This window comes from Bartonella sp. MR63HLJHH, from assembly GCF_042194155.1.
GTDB lineage: Bacteria > Pseudomonadota > Alphaproteobacteria > Rhizobiales > Rhizobiaceae > Bartonella > Bartonella grahamii.
In genome coordinates this window covers 111,298-127,689 of the sequence record NZ_JBHIMN010000008.1, presented here as the reverse complement: position 1 = coordinate 127,689, position 16,392 = coordinate 111,298, and the positions used below count along the sequence as shown (strand labels likewise).

General features: G+C 35.8%; 13 protein-coding genes, 1 tRNA gene and 1 pseudogene. 8 read left to right on the top strand and 7 right to left on the bottom strand.

The features are described from left to right. Positions 1-382 precede the first annotated feature (382 nt). Positions 383-459: transfer RNA gene (locus ACFIKQ_RS06935), tRNA-Met, on the bottom strand. Positions 460-639: 180 nt separating this feature from the next. On the opposite strand from ACFIKQ_RS06935, the gene ACFIKQ_RS06930 reads away from it, so the two are divergent. Then, positions 640-1,596 (top strand): Gfo/Idh/MocA family protein, encoded by a 957-nt coding sequence (locus ACFIKQ_RS06930; protein WP_375636230.1) that lies wholly within the window; start codon positions 640-642, stop codon positions 1,594-1,596. Positions 1,597-1,645: 49 nt separating this feature from the next. Further along, entirely contained in the window at positions 1,646-2,764 is a 1,119-nt protein-coding gene (locus tag ACFIKQ_RS06925) for a DegT/DnrJ/EryC1/StrS family aminotransferase (protein ID WP_375636130.1), read from the top strand. Positions 2,765-3,088: 324 nt separating this feature from the next. On the opposite strand, the pseudogene ACFIKQ_RS06920 reads toward ACFIKQ_RS06925, so the two are convergent. Both ACFIKQ_RS06920 and ACFIKQ_RS06915 read right to left on the bottom strand, forming a co-directional pair. After that, positions 3,089-3,731, bottom strand: a pseudogene (locus ACFIKQ_RS06920) (hypothetical protein). A gap of 27 nt (positions 3,732-3,758) precedes the next feature. Beyond that, positions 3,759-4,355, bottom strand: coding sequence for a DUF1134 domain-containing protein (locus ACFIKQ_RS06915; RefSeq protein ID WP_375636131.1), 597 nt, complete (start codon positions 4,353-4,355; stop codon positions 3,759-3,761). Positions 4,356-4,571: 216 nt separating this feature from the next. On the opposite strand from ACFIKQ_RS06915, the gene chpT reads away from it, so the two are divergent. Beyond that, positions 4,572-5,210, top strand: a complete 639-nt coding sequence (gene chpT, locus ACFIKQ_RS06910; RefSeq protein WP_375636132.1) for a histidine phosphotransferase ChpT — start codon at positions 4,572-4,574, stop codon at positions 5,208-5,210. A gap of 222 nt (positions 5,211-5,432) precedes the next feature. Here the strand turns inward: chpT and ctrA are convergent, their stop codons facing one another. Beyond that, the gene (ctrA, locus tag ACFIKQ_RS06905) at positions 5,433-6,134 is read right to left on the bottom strand and encodes a response regulator transcription factor CtrA (protein WP_015856677.1); all 702 of its coding nucleotides are present in this window, start codon (positions 6,132-6,134) and stop codon (positions 5,433-5,435) included. A 565-nt stretch (positions 6,135-6,699) separates the two neighbouring features. On the opposite strand from ctrA, the gene ACFIKQ_RS06900 reads away from it, so the two are divergent. Then, positions 6,700-7,086 carry a flagellar export protein FliJ gene (locus ACFIKQ_RS06900; protein ID WP_375636133.1) on the top strand — a complete coding sequence of 129 codons (387 nt, stop codon included), beginning with the start codon at positions 6,700-6,702 and terminating at the stop codon, positions 7,084-7,086. 130 nt (positions 7,087-7,216) lie between these two features. On the opposite strand, the gene ACFIKQ_RS06895 is transcribed toward ACFIKQ_RS06900, so the two are convergent. Then, on the bottom strand, positions 7,217-7,492 hold the full coding sequence (locus ACFIKQ_RS06895) for a DUF1153 domain-containing protein (RefSeq protein ID WP_015856675.1): 276 nt from the start codon (positions 7,490-7,492) through the stop codon (positions 7,217-7,219). 45 nt (positions 7,493-7,537) lie between these two features. Between ACFIKQ_RS06895 and ACFIKQ_RS06890 the strand changes: the two genes are divergently transcribed. Both ACFIKQ_RS06890 and mnmA read left to right on the top strand, forming a co-directional pair. Next, a complete protein-coding gene (locus ACFIKQ_RS06890) occupies positions 7,538-7,741 on the top strand; it encodes a hypothetical protein (protein ID WP_375644802.1) in 204 nt (67 codons plus the stop codon). A 139-nt stretch (positions 7,742-7,880) separates the two neighbouring features. Further along, entirely contained in the window at positions 7,881-9,110 is a 1,230-nt protein-coding gene (gene mnmA, locus ACFIKQ_RS06885; protein ID WP_375644801.1) for a tRNA 2-thiouridine(34) synthase MnmA, read from the top strand. A gap of 272 nt (positions 9,111-9,382) precedes the next feature. On the opposite strand, the gene ACFIKQ_RS06880 is transcribed toward mnmA, so the two are convergent. Beyond that, entirely contained in the window at positions 9,383-10,192 is an 810-nt protein-coding gene (locus ACFIKQ_RS06880; RefSeq protein ID WP_375644800.1) for a TrmH family RNA methyltransferase, read from the bottom strand. Positions 10,193-10,956: 764 nt separating this feature from the next. On the opposite strand from ACFIKQ_RS06880, the gene ACFIKQ_RS06875 reads away from it, so the two are divergent. After that, positions 10,957-11,865 (top strand): cation diffusion facilitator family transporter, encoded by a 909-nt coding sequence (locus ACFIKQ_RS06875; protein ID WP_375636136.1) that lies wholly within the window; start codon positions 10,957-10,959, stop codon positions 11,863-11,865. 1,304 nt (positions 11,866-13,169) lie between these two features. Here the strand turns inward: ACFIKQ_RS06875 and ACFIKQ_RS06870 are convergent. Continuing rightward, positions 13,170-14,006: a DUF1460 domain-containing protein gene (locus ACFIKQ_RS06870; protein WP_375644799.1), complete on the bottom strand. Its 837-nt coding sequence runs from the start codon at positions 14,004-14,006 to the stop codon at positions 13,170-13,172. Positions 14,007-14,763: 757 nt separating this feature from the next. On the opposite strand from ACFIKQ_RS06870, the gene ACFIKQ_RS06865 reads away from it, so the two are divergent. Further along, positions 14,764-15,984, top strand: a complete 1,221-nt coding sequence (locus tag ACFIKQ_RS06865; protein WP_375636138.1) for an MFS transporter — start codon at positions 14,764-14,766, stop codon at positions 15,982-15,984. Positions 15,985-16,392: the final 408 nt, after the last annotated feature.

Below are 16,392 nucleotides of genomic sequence, written 5' to 3'. Positions count from 1 at the left end.
TGCACCAATTGCATGAGTACAGCAATAAGGTAATGTCTACTCAATTCCTTAAACGCTTCTCTTTTTAATAATGTCCTTAGGATACAGAAAAATCATCAGTCAATTTATGCTAAAAGAAGTCATACCATTTTATGCATACTGCTTCTCAAATAATACGATTCCAACTCAATGATTGATCATCTCAAATTGCGATTTTGAGCAGAAAAGAAAAGAGGCTTTAAACGATCTTTGAAAGGTCTTTGAATACCCTTTGAGAACACCTTTAAAACTCTTTGAGAAAAAATAAATTGGTACAAAACCTAGTGGCAAAATATACAAAACCCGCTGGCAAGCTACATACATACACCAATGACAAGCTAAAACTACACAACAAAAAAAGTAATGGTAGCGGAGGAGGGATTTGAACCCCCGACACAAGGATTATGATTCCTCTGCTCTAACCTACTGAGCTACTCCGCCAAAATAAGCAATCATACAAAATAAGCAATCATAATTGTAAAGAATTACATCTTTTGCGGATATAAGGGGTAGAATAGTAAGATGTCAAGCATCGTTTTTAAGCTTTTCTCTTGTCATTCTATTTTATCCTCGATATGTAAAAGTGTAATTTTATATGATAAAGTAGGGTAAGGCATGAAAATGGTGCCACGTGTAGCGGTTTTAGGATGCGGTCATTGGGGTGAAAATCATATACGGACACTCCATTCTCTCGGGGCTTTGGCAGCAGTCTCTGATATTGATAATGATCGTGCTGCTAGTTTTGCAACGATGTATGGTGTAGAGCTTGTTACACCAGATGATCTTTTTACGCATCGAGATATTGATGCGCTGGTATTAGCTCTGCCGCCACAATTGCATACGCAAAATGTGCTCCGTGCTGTTAAAAATGGTAAAGATGTTTTGGTGGAAAAACCAATAGCCTTGAATGTTTCTGATGCTAAACGCCAAGTTCAGGAGGCTGAGGCTTATGAGCGAGTTTTTATGGTGGGCCATATTTTACGTTTTCATCCGGCTTTTGAAAAAATGTGTGAATTGGTGAAAAACGGAGAAGTGGGAGATGTGCGATATATTTATTCTCATAGATTAGGCTTTGGAAAATTTCACACACACAGCGATGCTTTATGGGATCTTGCGCCTCATGATCTCTCAATGATTTTGGCGTTGACAGGGTGTGAACCTTCCGAAATTCGCGGTGAGGGGGCTGCTGTCGTTGATCAGATTTCTGATTTTTCTCATATTCATATGACTTTTCCAAATGGTGTGCGTAGTCATCTTTTTACTTCACGCTTGAGTTCTTATCGTGAGAGACGTTTAACTGTTGTTGGAACAAAAGCTATGCTCGTTTTTGATGATATGGAACCGTGGAGCCGTAAATTGGCAATGCACCATTTTGCCGTTTGGAAAGAAAATCAAGAGTGGGCTTTTAGCATGGATGAGCTGAATTATATTGATGTTTGTGAAGATTTGCCGCTTACTTGCGAATTACGGCACTTTCTTCATTGTATTGAAACGCGTCAATCACCTTGTACAAATGGTGATGATGCTATTGCGGTTTTACGGATTTTAACAGCTGCTGGTGTCAATTATGATAGATAAAAGAGATAGGTAGCGCTTTTGCATTCTTGTGATGATCAATGGAGTTAATATGCAATTCATCGACCTTGGGGCGCAGCGTGCGCGTATTGAAGATAAAATTAATTCTGCAATTGCACATGTGGTCGCTAGTGGTAAGTATATTTTGGGACCAGAAGTAACAGAATTTGAAGAGAAATTGGCAGAATATCTTGGCGTTAAACATGTGATTGCATGTGCTAATGGAACAGATGCTTTGAAGATGCCTCTTATGGCTAAAAATATTGGTCCAGGGGATGCTGTGTTTTGTCCTAGTTTTACATTTTCAGCAACGGCTGAAGTGGTTGCTTTAGTGGGGGCTAAGCCTGTTTTTGTTGATGTTTTACCTGATACATTCAATATTGATGTTGAAAAACTTTCTTACGCTATCGAAATGGTAAAAAAAGAGGGACGTTTAAAGCCAAAGGCTATTATTGCTGTTGATTTATTTGGGCTTTCTGCTGACTATGTGCAAATTGCTCAAGTGGCTGCAAAGGAAAATCTTTTTGTAATTGAAGATGCTGCTCAATCTATGGGTGGAAGAAGCGGTAATACTATGTGCGGTGCTTTTGGTGATGTGGCTGCTACAAGTTTTTATCCTGCAAAACCATTAGGATGTTATGGCGATGGAGGCGCTATGATGACCAATGATGATCATTTTGCAGAACTTTTACGCTCTATTTTGTTTCATGGTAAAGGTGAAACGCAATATGACAATGTACGTATTGGCATGAATTCGCGCTTAGATAGCATTCAGGCTGCAATTTTACTAGAAAAGTTTGCGATCTTTGAAGATGAAATGGAAAAGCGTGTAGAAATTGCTCAATGCTATTCCAATGGCTTAAGAGATATTGTTACAGTTCCAGAAATAGGAGAAAATATTCGTTCTGCTTATGCACAATATACGATTAAGGTAAAAGAACGTGATAAATTAAAAGATTTTTTACAAAAAAAATCTATCCCTACAATGATTTATTATAAAACTCCGTTACATCAACAGCCAGCTTATAAACACTTTCCTTATGTAAAAGATTCCCTTTCTGTTTCAGAGTCTTTAGGAGAGTGTGTTTTAAGTTTACCAATGCATCCTTACTTGACACAAACGGATCAGGATATGATTATCCAAAAAATAAGAGATTTTTATCACTCTTGAGAGCGTGTTTTATCCTTAAAATTATCGTAAGAGCTCTATTGGTGACCCATCTTAGAAGGTATTTTTGTTAGAGCGTGTGACCAATGTTTTTGGTATTATTTGCTTTCTAGGACCTATGAAATGTTGTCCTTTAGGGCGGTGATATGATTAGCAAGTGGAATCTGCTAGACAAGAAGATGCTTTTTAACAGAACGGTATGGGTTAAGAAACTTTGTCGTTTAGCTTAGCAAGAAAGTCACGTTTAATAAAAAGGATTTGGGTTATGAAAGTTACAATGAACCTTTGTTGGTTTTACTCTTCATTCAAGGTGTTTTAAAAGATAACTTATTTAACAGAGCTTTTGGAGAGACAAGTGATTTTTTTGCGAATACGTGATGCGAGGTCATTTTTGTTTTTTGATTTTTGAATCAATGTATTGATGGGTGATGTATTCCCCTCTTGTAGCGCTATTTGAGCTGCCAATGTTGCTGCAAGTTCTTTTGTTTCTTCACGGAGTTCTTCCAGCAATTGGTGGTTAGCAGTCGTGTCAAGCTCATGAGTTTGGATTTTTTGTAAACGTTGCTGATAGTGTGCGATTTTTTCACGCATCATTTTTCTTTCCTTTGAAAGTGTGTATTGTGGCGATATTTTGTTTGATTGCTATCGCTTCTTTGGTGAGAGTGTCTTGTATGGGGAGGCATAGCCGATAAAATTGTTCTGTTATTTGGCTCAGTTGTATTTTTTGTTGGGCGTATTTTTTTTGCAAAAACTCGTACTTTTGTTGGTTTTTTGCTAATTCTACAGCATGTTGTGCACGAAGAAAATCGTGATTTGCTTCTATTTCCGCGAGTGATAATGGCATTTGCGCACAAACATCTTTATACGCAAAATGAACGGCTTTACGCCAAATAAAAGGAGACAAAAGCACCAGTACCCAAGAAGTGAAAGCAACTCCAAGAATAAAAAAAAGAAACGATTGAATAAGCATAATACCCCTTTTCAAATAAGAATACGTTTAAAACGGATTCCATGTCGGTCTAGGTGTTAATTTTAAATATCCTATATTGATACCAAGGCGTGCGCCGATTCCTGTACGTATTGGGATTAACAAGGTATTATGGTATTTGAGGACATGAAAACCAACACCTGCAATTAAATAGGCCGAACCTGAAATACCGCCATAGCGTTTCCATAAATTATTTATGCTATTAAGGTTGTAAACTAAGATCATTAAACGGGAGCCTTGGCCGCCAAAGTCCCATCCTACTGAGGGACCTTGCCAAAAAACTTTATGTTGACCATAGCTTTTGGTAAAAACCTTTCCTTCGCCATAGGTTAATCCAGCAAAAAAGGCACCAGAAGCTTCTTCTCCTAAAATATAGGCATTGGGATAACCGTATTGTGAAAAAATATTTTGAATTGCAACAGCTAGACCACTAGCTGTTTTTCCAAAAAAAAGATGACCAGAATCAATAATTTCTTGGAGTGAATAATGGGGTTCATTTTGCTCTATTGGTTGTAGTTGAGCATCTGCAGTGTTTATGGTGATGAATAAAAGGAGGATTAAAGATATAATATTTTTGTACCAGTATTTGAGCAGAGAGAGAGCCATGGAGTTTTCTCCTTTTATTAGTGATAAACAAAAAGATAATATTAGAATTTTCATTCTATTCAAATAAAAAATAAGATATAAGGTTATTTAAATTCTTGAATTTATTTCTGAAATTTTTTTAGCATGATTGTTAATGTTTCCTACTATGCATCAGATATTAAGAGTTTTTCTTTAAAATAAAGTTTGTTTTTTTGAATCTAGGAGTTTTCAATCATTATGAAGTTAGATATTTCTTTGAAGCCTATGGATCTTGCTGCTTTGCTTTGTAGTCGCATTTGCCATGATTTGATTTCACCTGTGGGGGCTATTCAAAATGCAATGGAGCTTTATGATGAAGGAGGAGCTGAAGAAGATGCTTTACAATTGGTGCGTTTATCCGTTGCGAGTGCTGCTGCACGTCTACAATTTGCGCGATTGGCTTTTGGTTTTGCTGGTGCAAGTGGAGGACAAATAGATACACGGGCTGCAGAGCAGGTTGCTCAACAATATATGAAAGAAGAAAAAGCAACTTTAAAATGGCAAGCTTCTTCTTTATTGTTACCAAAAGATGAAGTTAAACTTTTGCTTAATTTATTATTGATTGCAAACGCAACAGTTTCTCGTGGTGGTGAAATTGTTGTTATGATTTTGCAAGAAGAAAATAAACGTTCTTTTCGATTTGAGGTTTTCGGTAAAACTCTCCGTATACCCCCTCATTTTCTTGCGTTATTTCGTGGAGAAGTTCAAGAAGAGCTTATTGATGCACATGTCATCCAATTTTATTACACAATGTTACTTTCTCAGATGACAGAGATGAAAATAAATATTGATGAAAGTGATCATTGTATTGTTTTAGAAAGTGTAAAAAAGCTTTGAATAAGAGAGAAGCGCTTAAGCCGTGTTGGGAAAAGTGGCTTCGATTGAACTTATGAGCAATAGGGTTATATGTGTAAATTCTGTGTGGTTACTTCTTAAGCTTTAAGCGCTTTCTATATGAGATTCTTGGTGTGCGAGTTTTCTACTTTTAACAGAGAACAGATCTCGGGAAAAATCTCGGCCCGCTACACTCCGAGATTTTACAAAGTGCATTTTCACTGCTTAAGCGGTTTTTCGTACGTTCTCTTCAACTGGATCACGTAATACATAACCACGTCCCCAAACTGTATCAATGTAATTTACACTAGAAGAGACTGCTTCCAATTTTTTCCGCAATTTACAGATAAAAACATCGATAATCTTTAGTTCTGGTTCATCCATTCCACCATAGAGATGATTGAGAAACATTTCCTTAGTAAGGGTGGTACCTTTACGTAAAGAGAGAAGCTCTAGCATTTGATACTCTTTTCCGGTTAAATGAACGGGGCGCCCTGCAACTTCGACGGTTTTTGCATCAAGGTTAACAGTGAGATCACCGGTAACAATAACCGATTGTGCATGCCCTTTAGAACGACGAACAACTGCATGGATACGTGCAATGAGTTCATCCTTATGAAAAGGCTTCGTCATATAGTCGTCAGCTCCAAAGCCAAAACCACGGACCTTGTCTTCAATGGCATTCATACCAGAAAGGATTAGGACAGGAGTTTTTATTTTTGCCAACCTTAGAGTCCGCAAGACATCATATCCTGACATGTCGGGCAAATTCAGATCAAGCAAAATGATATCATAATCATAGAGTTTTCCTAAATCGATACCTTCTTCACCCAGATCAGTGATATAAACATTAAAGTTAGCTGACTTTAACATTAACTCAATGCTTTGAGTAACTGCTCTATCATCTTCAATTAATAATACGCGCATTTTAGATCCCTCACTTCGCTCCTTCACGAATCATAAGGAGCATTTCTATTTTATAATCAGTTAGCAAAGCCACTGTTATAAAAACAATTCATGAAATCAAACACTTATAACAAAGTGTTTATGTATATTTCAGTAGTACGCGTAACAATCACTACTAAATTCCCCACTATCCATGATAGTGGTTAACAAAATATTTTTATTTTTGAAAGAGGCTACAAAATTATTTTAGAAAAATCGCATATTTTTTAACATAATAAAAAAAGAACGGCTTTTTCTATAAACTTTAACTTAAAAAAATTTGTAAAAGAGCATTATAAATTACTTTTTTACAATTTCAGTGTTTATTTACTGAGCTTTAAACCTCTTCATTTTATAATGGAGGGAAAAGTAAAGAAATAGTTATTGCTCTTTAAAGCAGATTGTATTTTCAGATGCTTTAATGAAAGGCGAAAATTATTATAATTTCAAGTCAATAGACTGTTTTTGTCGGATAGACATATAACTAAAAGATATTTATTGGGTGTGAATGCGAGTTTTGAGTTGGCGCAATCAAGGAGTAGTGAGTATGAAGCCGCGAGAAAATATGGTGCGATTGAGGATGTTTCAAGTGCGTGGAAAACGCCGTGAAATTGCACAGCTTGAGATGATGATCGCAGAATTTGAACGAATGGTGTTAGAGCTGGAAGCACAGATTACTAATGAAGAACGTAAATCTGGAAACAATGATGTTCACCATTTCGCTTATTCTGCTTTTGCGCGTGCAGCGCGGCAAAGACGTGATAATCTGATCAATTCAATTCGTGATTTACAGCTTCAAAAAACAAACGCTGAAATTGCTCTCCATGAAGCTAATACAGAGCTGCAACGTGCACAGCTTTTGGAAGCACGAGAAAAGAAGATTGCTGCGGATGATGAGGATATTTTGATTCAATCTAATTCAATGGTTGGATGATAAAAGCAATTATTGAAAAATCCATTCTTTCAGATTTATCTTTTGGGTATAGTATAAAACAGCCAAATTTTTATCAAATTTGGCTGTTTTATAAGTTTTTTTATGTTATCGAATCGTAATTAATGGCAACTTAATGCCTGTAGTTTTGAATCTTGGTCGTTCGTAATCCCGCTAAACCGTGTTCATCGATCAAACTTTGCCATGAAAGAAATTCTTCTACAGTCAAAGTATAACGTTGGCACGCTTCGTCAAGACTTAACAATCCACCTCTGACAGCCGCAACAACTTCAGCTTTGCGACGAATCACCCAGCGTCGTGTTGTTTGCGGCGGTAGGTCGGCAATTGTAAGCGGACTTCCATCTGGCCCAATAACATATTTCATTTGTGTTTTTATCAAATTGGTCATTCGTATCCTCTACCTTTAGTCAAGGACTTGATTCGTTTATAGAGCATGAAATTTAAAAAAGAGCTAAACACGCTGAAAGAAAAAATTAATAAAGTGATTGAGCACGTAAAAAGAAGTTTAAGTGAAGTGTGTAGAAGAGCTTCTTGTAATATTTTTCAGATTTTAAAAAGAGCAAAAAAGGTTTTCTCCCAAACGATTGCCATTATGCCTTATTTCTATCATTCTTTTTTTGTTTGCAGCAGCCTTTAAGAAAGTAATGCCTATGGTTGTGGAAAAGATAAAAAAACAATATAAAGACAATCAATCGTGTAAAAGTGCTGAAGAGCGTACATCAAAATGTTAACATATGGGTAGCCATTAAACAGAGCATTAAATAGAGAATGAATACATGTTTTTAAACAGTCTTGATTTACCAGGACAACCTGAGGATTCTCGCATTGTTGTTGCAATGTCGGGGGGGGTTGATTCATCGGTTGTTGCAGGTCTTTTGAAAAAGGAAGGGTATAATGTTATTGGCATTACGTTGCAGCTTTATGATCATGGGGCAGCAACGCATCGGGTGGGGGCATGTTGTGCAGGACAAGATATTGAGGATGCTCGCCGCGTTGCAGAAACATTAGGAATACCGCATTATGTTCTTGATTATGAAAAGCGTTTTCGCGAAGCTGTTATTGACCCTTTTGCAGAAAGCTATGCTCATGGAGAGACACCAGTACCATGTATTGCATGTAATCAAACGGTTAAGTTTGCTGATTTATTAGCAACAGCACGTGAATTGGGGGCAGATGCTTTGGCTACGGGACATTATATTCGTTCGCGTTCCCACGGAGCGCATCGAGCACTCTTTCGTCCTCTCGATAATGATCGTGATCAGAGTTATTTTCTCTTTGCAACGACACAAGAACAGATTGATTATTTGCGTTTTCCACTTGGTGATCTTCCAAAAGCCCGCGTTCGTGAAATGGCAGCAGAAATGGGATTTGTGGTTGCCAATAAGCATGATAGTCAGGATATTTGTTTTGTTCCACAAGGAAAATATTCAGATGTTATCGCAAAACTGCGTCCAGAAGCCGCTAATCCTGGCGTTATTGTCCATATTGATGGAAAGATTTTAGGTAAACATTCGGGAATTGTTAATTATACGGTTGGTCAACGTCGTGGTATTGGGGTGTCAACGGGTGAAGCGCTTTATGTAGTTTATCTCGATGTGGAAAATGCACGTGTTATTGTTGGACCGCGTGAAATGTTAGAAACGCATAAGCTTTTTTTACGTGATGTGAATTGGCTTGGTGATGAGTCGTTAGATAAATTTCCTTCTCAAGGTATTGAGGTAGCTGTAAAGGTGCGTTCAACGCGTCCTCCTCACCTTGCGCGCTTACATTATAAAGAAGGTATTTTTTCCGTTGATTTATTGGAATGTGAAAATGGTGTGGCACCAGGGCAAGCTTGCGTTCTTTATGATGGAAATGGTCATGAGGCACGTATTCTTGGGGGAGGATTTGTAACACATTCAGAACGTGCGGCCGATACTGAAATGATGTTAAAGCGCGTTTTATGCAATCTCGAAACAAAAGATTCTGTTTCCTCTGAACTAAAACAACAGCTTCGTAAAACATAGTCAATTGATTTATAACGATAATTTTTAACCTTAAACTTGAATGAGAGACTTCCAGAAGGTTCTCTCATTGAGAGTTTGTTTTATGATTGGATCCATCAAAATTATGTCTTTTGCACGTCATGAGCGGGGTTAGGGTGTGGAAAGCATTGATAAGAAAAATATAAAATGCTTTTTAATCAATGCTTTCAAATGCTAGGGAACAGCAACATTATTGGGACTGATGAATAACATACAACATTGGATATGTTTTACAACTTAAAGTGTTATCATTTTTAGTGGTCAAAGTTGGTAAAATGGGCAAGTGCAATACCTGAGGCTGTGGCAACATTAAGGCTGTCAAAACCGTTAGTCATGGGAATACGTAAGGTTTTTGATTGTTGTAGTATATGGGGCGGTAAGCCATCGCCTTCTGTTCCAAAAATAAGTGCCATTCTTTTAGTTTTGTTGGCTTGCTTGAGAGTGTGTGAAGCAGAAGGGGAGAGTGCATAAAGATGAAATCTTTTATCCTTTAGAGCAGCTATAATGTCATTTATATCAGCGTTTTGCGTATAGGGTACTTTTAAAGCAGCGCCGGCAGAAACTCTTATTGATTTACGATAAAGTGGATCGCATGAGGTTTTGTCGACAATAATGCCATTACTGGCAAAGGCTGCTGCATTACGAAAAATTGATCCCATATTATCGTGATTCGAGATACCACATAAAACAAGAATCAAAGCTTTTTCTGGAAGATGTTGTAGAAAACTTTGTAAGGATGGCAGTGTTTTGCGTTTACCAATACCCAAGACACCACGATGAACATGGAAGCCGGTGATATTATCCATGACTTTTTGTGGAACACAATAAATGGGACATAGAGGCTGTGTTTTTTCTAAAAGCGGTAGAAGTCCAGAGAGACGGTTTGCTACGGTGAGCAGTGAGATGGCAGAAAACTCTTTCGAGTGCAGTAATGCGGACAAGGTTACTTTGCCTTCAGCAATAAATTGATGTTGCCGTCCAACAAGATCTTTTTCACGGATATTATGATAGGCTTTTAGGCGTGGATCATCTGTTTCATTGATTGTTATGATATTCAAATGCATGCGAGATTTTTAGTGCTTTTTTCTTATGATTTCCAGATGTTAGAATTTATTTTATTTAAAAAAAAGAGATAAAAAAACATTATTTTAAAACTTATGGTAGAATTTATGTTGACAATATACAACCATAGGTATAGTATAAAAACACTGGTACGGAATCATATATTTTTCTCGTATCGGGTGCAGTGTCTTGGGTCCCCGCTATTTCCCAAGTTCTGTATGCCCTTAATTTCTAAGGGAAAAGAATCTGGGTCCCCAATGCCCAGATTCTTTTTTTGAGGGTATCACTGTTCTTCTTTTTTATATCTCAATTTTTTAGTAAATCATATTTTAAAATCCAGTTGATCTGTAAGGTTACAGTAGAGCGCTAAGATATTTTTCTAAGGTGCAAAGATGGCTTATAGATGGGTTATAATGCACATCATAAGACTGAAAAATAACGCATGATCATGATACATTTGAGCAAAAACAAGTTTTTTGTTTATGAGATGTGAAATGGCTTTAAGTTATTCAGAAAACGATTAATAATGAAGATGATGTGTTTGATTGCTCTTGGGAAAGCTCTTTGTTTATTATTTTCCTTTCTTCTTCCTTTATTGGTGCTGTTCGTGTAACTGAGCAGTTTTTACGATAATAATGGTGAGCTGGGGCGTTTATTGTATGATGAAGCTTCTGTAATATTGAGGAAATATCGTCGATATGCCAAAAGTATAATGATATGGTTGAAAATATTAATTCCCTATTTCGTGAAGAAAAGGATGAGGCTCATGGATGTAAAAATCAATATACAAAGCTTAACTTTATACTCTATTTTTATTGCGTGTATTGTTTTTGCTTTGAAATATTGGGCATATCACATCACAGGTTCGGTTGCACTTTATTCTGATGCATTGGAATCAATAGTTAATATCCTTGCGTCATCGGCAGCATGGTGGGCTGTTAAAGTGAGTATGAAGCCAGCGGATCAGGATCATCCCTTTGGGCATCATAAAGCGGAATATTTTTCCGCAATTCTTGAAGGGATACTCATTATTATTGCGGCAATTGTTATTTTAAGAGAAGCATGGATAGCTCTTTCTACCGTTCAATTATTGCAGAAGCCTGGAATATGGCTTGTTATTCATCTTATTGCAACTGTCATAAATTGTATGTGGGGAATGGTCCTTATTTGGCAGGGAAAACATCATCGCTCACCGGCTCTTAAAGCTGATGGAGTCCATTTTATAACAGATGTTTTTACTTCGCTTGCAATTTTAATTGGTCTGATTGCTGGTTTTGTAGGAGGATGGGGAGTTTTAGATCCAATTTTAGCGATAATCGTTGCCGTTAATATTCTCTTACAGGGCTGGAAGGTGATTAGAAATGCTATTCAGGGATTAATGGATGTCGGCGTTGAATTGAATGAAAGCATGCGGATTCGGGAGCTGATTTCTGCAAATGCATCTGGTGCGCTTGAGGTTCATGATTTACGGACGCGTGTTGCTGGGAGGGTTACTTTTATAGAGTTTCATTTGGTTGTGCCTGCTGTAATGCAGGTAGGAGAAGCACATAAGATTTGTGATAAAATCGAAGGTGTTCTTCAAAAAGAATTTGATAATGTGCGTATTTCTATTCATGTCGAGCCTGAAGATGAGGCAAAATTGCCTCCCGGTACAACGGTGATACCTTTTATATAAAAAGATTTTTTTCAAATTGCCTGTCATGTTATGGAGATTGTTTTTTTATGATGGGGCGATTCATACCTCTCGAAAATACAATGAATCTCTTTCGTTGATTTAATTTTTGCATCAATCAATTATAAAAGGTTAAACAGAGTATTTAAGGCAAGATTTATTCTATTTCGTTAAAATACTGTCATTTAAGGTGGGGGGAGATAAGGCATATAAAATTTGATCTATTAAGTGTTTTTAGAGTGTGGAGTAAATATTCAAAATAGGGCTTGCCGGTGTATTCTTGTGTAAGTGAATCTCATGAAATGGTTAGCTGCTTAAATTCACTTAAGAGAACGGATTGTTTACAGACTGTCGGGGGTAGATATTTTGTTTCTTAGGGCGAAGAGGAATGAAGCTTTTGTAATAAGTTTAATGAGATTTAATTATAAGTTTTATATAAAAGTTATGAATAAAATTTTAAAGTTTGTGATCATAGATCAATCATCGTTATTGTTGCTAATAAATGTGTTGTTTTATCGATAAAATGTGTTCTATTTTAAATGTTCTTTATTGCATGAAGGATAGGGGGCTCATTAAAGAATAAAAAAACAAAAAATAATGCTCATATCTCTACTCTTTAAAGGATATTATTGTCGTTGCTTTAGAAAATCGCAAAGCTGAACTAAAGAATGATGCTAAAGATAGATACTGGTTTTTAATTGATGCCTTCATATTTTCATTCCAATCTAGCATCAAAAATTTTACAATGACGCGTACAGTACTGGTGCATCCTAATCATAAATATGCTGCTATATCAGGGCTATTTTAATGTATAGACAACAAGAAAAAGCAAAGACTTTATGAGGAAAATAATGCTATAAAGTCAAAAATTTATACGCAATAAATTAGAGAGATAGATCGAATTTTTATAAAATACTTTATGAGACAACAACCAAACATATCTGGCTTTACTTTTACTTATTTTACAAACGTTCGTTTATGTCTTTTGTGTTATATTCGTAAAGATCAGATTAGCGGTAATCTATAGATAACTCTTGGTTGAGAATATGAAAGGAAAGTGTGATACTATAGTAGAGTTTTGCCTGTCTTTATCGTTTAACCAGTAAAAGTGATCACAAATCCGTGATTTCGTCACAAGTGATTTTATCATACCTATAAACGAAGTTAGATCAAAACGACTTTTTTCTCTTAAAACTGTAAACAAATATATTGTATCCGTATAGCTTGAACGAAGTTAGATGTTTACCTGAATAACTACAGTATTTATTTTAAGAATAGAGAAGATATTTCATATCACTATGATGTTATTAAAGAGCTCTTAAAACAATGATTCCTGGTGTTTTTGCAACATAATCCATAAAAGGAGAATCAACGACTTTTTCGTTTGCTTTTCGTGAAGAAGCATTTCTTAACATTGGACCTTTATCTGTCATGATAAAGAAGCCTACGTGTGTTACATCCAATCCAGCAAGTTTCGTATAAATACCAATAAAATCACCAGACTGTAAACGACCTATAACCTCCTCATTAATAAAGTTGCTTGGAATATATGTTATCGTGCGTTTCACAACTGGCAACCCAAGTAGATAGCTTTCACCATCAGCTTTTTTGTTGAGATATTTTTCTATTTTTACCGCAAGGGGACTTATTTCAGCGGTAATATCAGTGGCGAGTTTATATTCTCTATAAGCCCAGTCTGTAAAAAAATGTTTGCGATTTAAAAAATGAACATTACCGTTAATATAACGCGTTTTTATGACGTTATTTATGAATTCTGGTTGGGATGTTGATTTGCGCAATGCTTCAACATAATCCAGATAAGTGAAGCAATCTAAGCCTCTAAAATCAATAATCAGTTTTTCTGGTGTATTTTCTGAGCCATGTAACATATTTGCTTGGTAAGGTGTCCCTAAAAAAGCTTCAGAAAGAAAGCCAATTAGTGCCCCTTTTTCCTGATAATTTGTTTCTGAACGTTTTTTGAGAAGAGCATTTAATTTATTTAGAGTATAAGGATCTAAGTTTACGTTGGTTGTTTGTTGTGTTTTTATTTTATTTCCTAAAATACTCTCTTGTGAATCAGAATCCTGAACATCACATCCTGTTACCAATATTAAAATGAGAACTAATAGGGATATTTTTCGCATTCTATACACCATTTTTGCATTAACAATTCATGACTAACTGTTTCTAAAAGTGCTATTTTTAAAATGCGTATCATGATTATCATTAGATTTAACGGTAGCATATAATCATTAAGAGCATCAATGAATATAAAGATATAATCATGTTTTTTAAGGTTACACAAATTGCAAGCAATATGAATAGTTTTTAAGATTATAGAATCAAAGAATATTTCTCTATAATATACTTATTTTTTAAATAAAATGATTGTCAAATGAATATTTTTAAAAAATATGATGAGCTTTTTACGTTGTTAAGCTATTCGGGTGATGCTGCTTTAATCTTATAGCACATTCTGAGGGTAAGAAAATTTTTTAAGAGCTTATCTTTTAAAAGGTTTCAATTGCTAGAGGATATCTAACGTATCAAGTGGAATTGAGATTTCTGAAAACGTTGGTATGAGAAGGGGAAATGATGTCTGATAAAATCTATCATAATGTCTCTAAAATTATTGGAAATGCTCTGTGTTTCATGAAATTTTGTTTATGAGTTGGTCGCACAAATATTTTGTTCGTATAATGCAAAAAAATATTTTTTATGCTTTGACAAAGATATACTAATTAAAATGTAATTTTATATTTTTATCTTGACTCTTACTTAAATTTTTACTTTGTTATTATTTTATATGTGACAAGTATATGGTATAGAATACTTTTAAAAGGAAAAGGGAGTAAAAAGATAGCGGGGGAGTAATTGTATGCGTAAAATAGTGTGTATGTTATGCAAGACCAAATGCTTAACCCGAATTTTGTTCAGCGTGGGCTCGTTTTAGTGTTCATCACTTTATTGTTAGATATTCTTGGCATTGCGATTATTTGTCCTGTTTTGCCTGAATATTTTTCTCAATTAACTGGAAAAGATATCAGTACATCTTTTGTAGAAAGAGGAAAATTACTTGCAGCTTATTCAGTGATGCAGTTTTTGTTTGCTCCTGTTATTGGCAATCTTTCTGATCGTTATGGTCGTCGTCCTATTTTGCTTCTCTCTATTATCTGCTTTGCTCTTGATAACCTCATATGTGCTATAGCATGGAGTTATTCTATGTTATTTATCGGGCGTCTTTTGTCAGGGATGAGTGGTGCTAGTTTTGCAACTTGTACAGCTTATCTTGCGGATATATCCGATGATAAAACCCGTACACGCAATTTTGGTCTGTTAGGCGTTGCATCCGCATTGGGGTTTATTTTAGGATCGTTTATTGGTGGTTTTTTAGGTCAGTTTGGTCCGCGTATTCCGTTTTATTTTGCTGCTGGTTTTTCACTTATTAATTTTATTTTTTCTTGGGTTATGCTTCCAGAAACTCTTTCTCTATGGAATAGGCGCTTTTTTGATATTAAGCGGGCAAATCCCTTAGGTGCTTTTTGGCACCTGAAACAATATCCGATGGTTCTTTGGGTGTTATTGGTCTTTTTTCTTTATTGGTTTGCGGAATCTGTATGGTTAAGCATTTGGGCTTTCATTGCAAAAGAACGCTATGATTGGAGTTCTTTTTCTATTGGGCTCTCCTATAGTGTTTTTGGGATAGGCCAATTTATTGTAGTCGCTCTCATTTTGCCTTATTTTTCTAAACGATGGAGTGATTGGCATATTGTTATAGTAGGGCTTTTGTTTGCCTCCGTTGCTATGCTGGGCTATACATTTGCGACGCAGGGGTGGATGGTTTATATGGTTTGTGCGTGTACAATGCTTGAATATCTTGTTCATGCACCTATACGTGCTATTGCTTCAGCGCAGGTACCAACAAATGTACAAGGAGAACTGCAAGGAGCGATGACATCTGTTATTTCGTTAAGTTTAATATTTGGTTCTGTTTTTTATGTGTTTCTTTTTGAATGTTTTACAGATAAAAATGCACAGTTTTATTTTTCTGGTGCTCCTTTTGTTGGAGGCTTTTTTCTTCTTGTCGTTGCGACAGTTATTTTTGTCTTGCGGGTACGTTAATTTGTTGAGGAGAGCTGGTACGTACTATTTTGCTAGAGAATGCACAAGATAAACAAAATGCATCATTTTATAGGTAAAAAGTTTTTTGTGATATTGTTTGTATAGTAGAGTCCGTATTTTTTCTGTTGCTTGCAAATTAATATTCAGTGCTAATGCAGCAGCATATTGAAAACAAAGATTAAAACGTATCTGCGTTAGATGTATTAGTACTGTGCGAACAATTCCAAATTTTATATGGCAAATTGGAAGTAAAATATTGCGTATATTTGTTTGCATCACTTCTAGAATCGAAAAAAACTCATTTTGGAAGAATATAAAGTTGTAAAATTGAAAAACCGTTTCCTGTTTTGCCATCACTTTTTTATTCGGCTTTACAGCTTTCAAAACCATCTATGGTAATATCTTTTT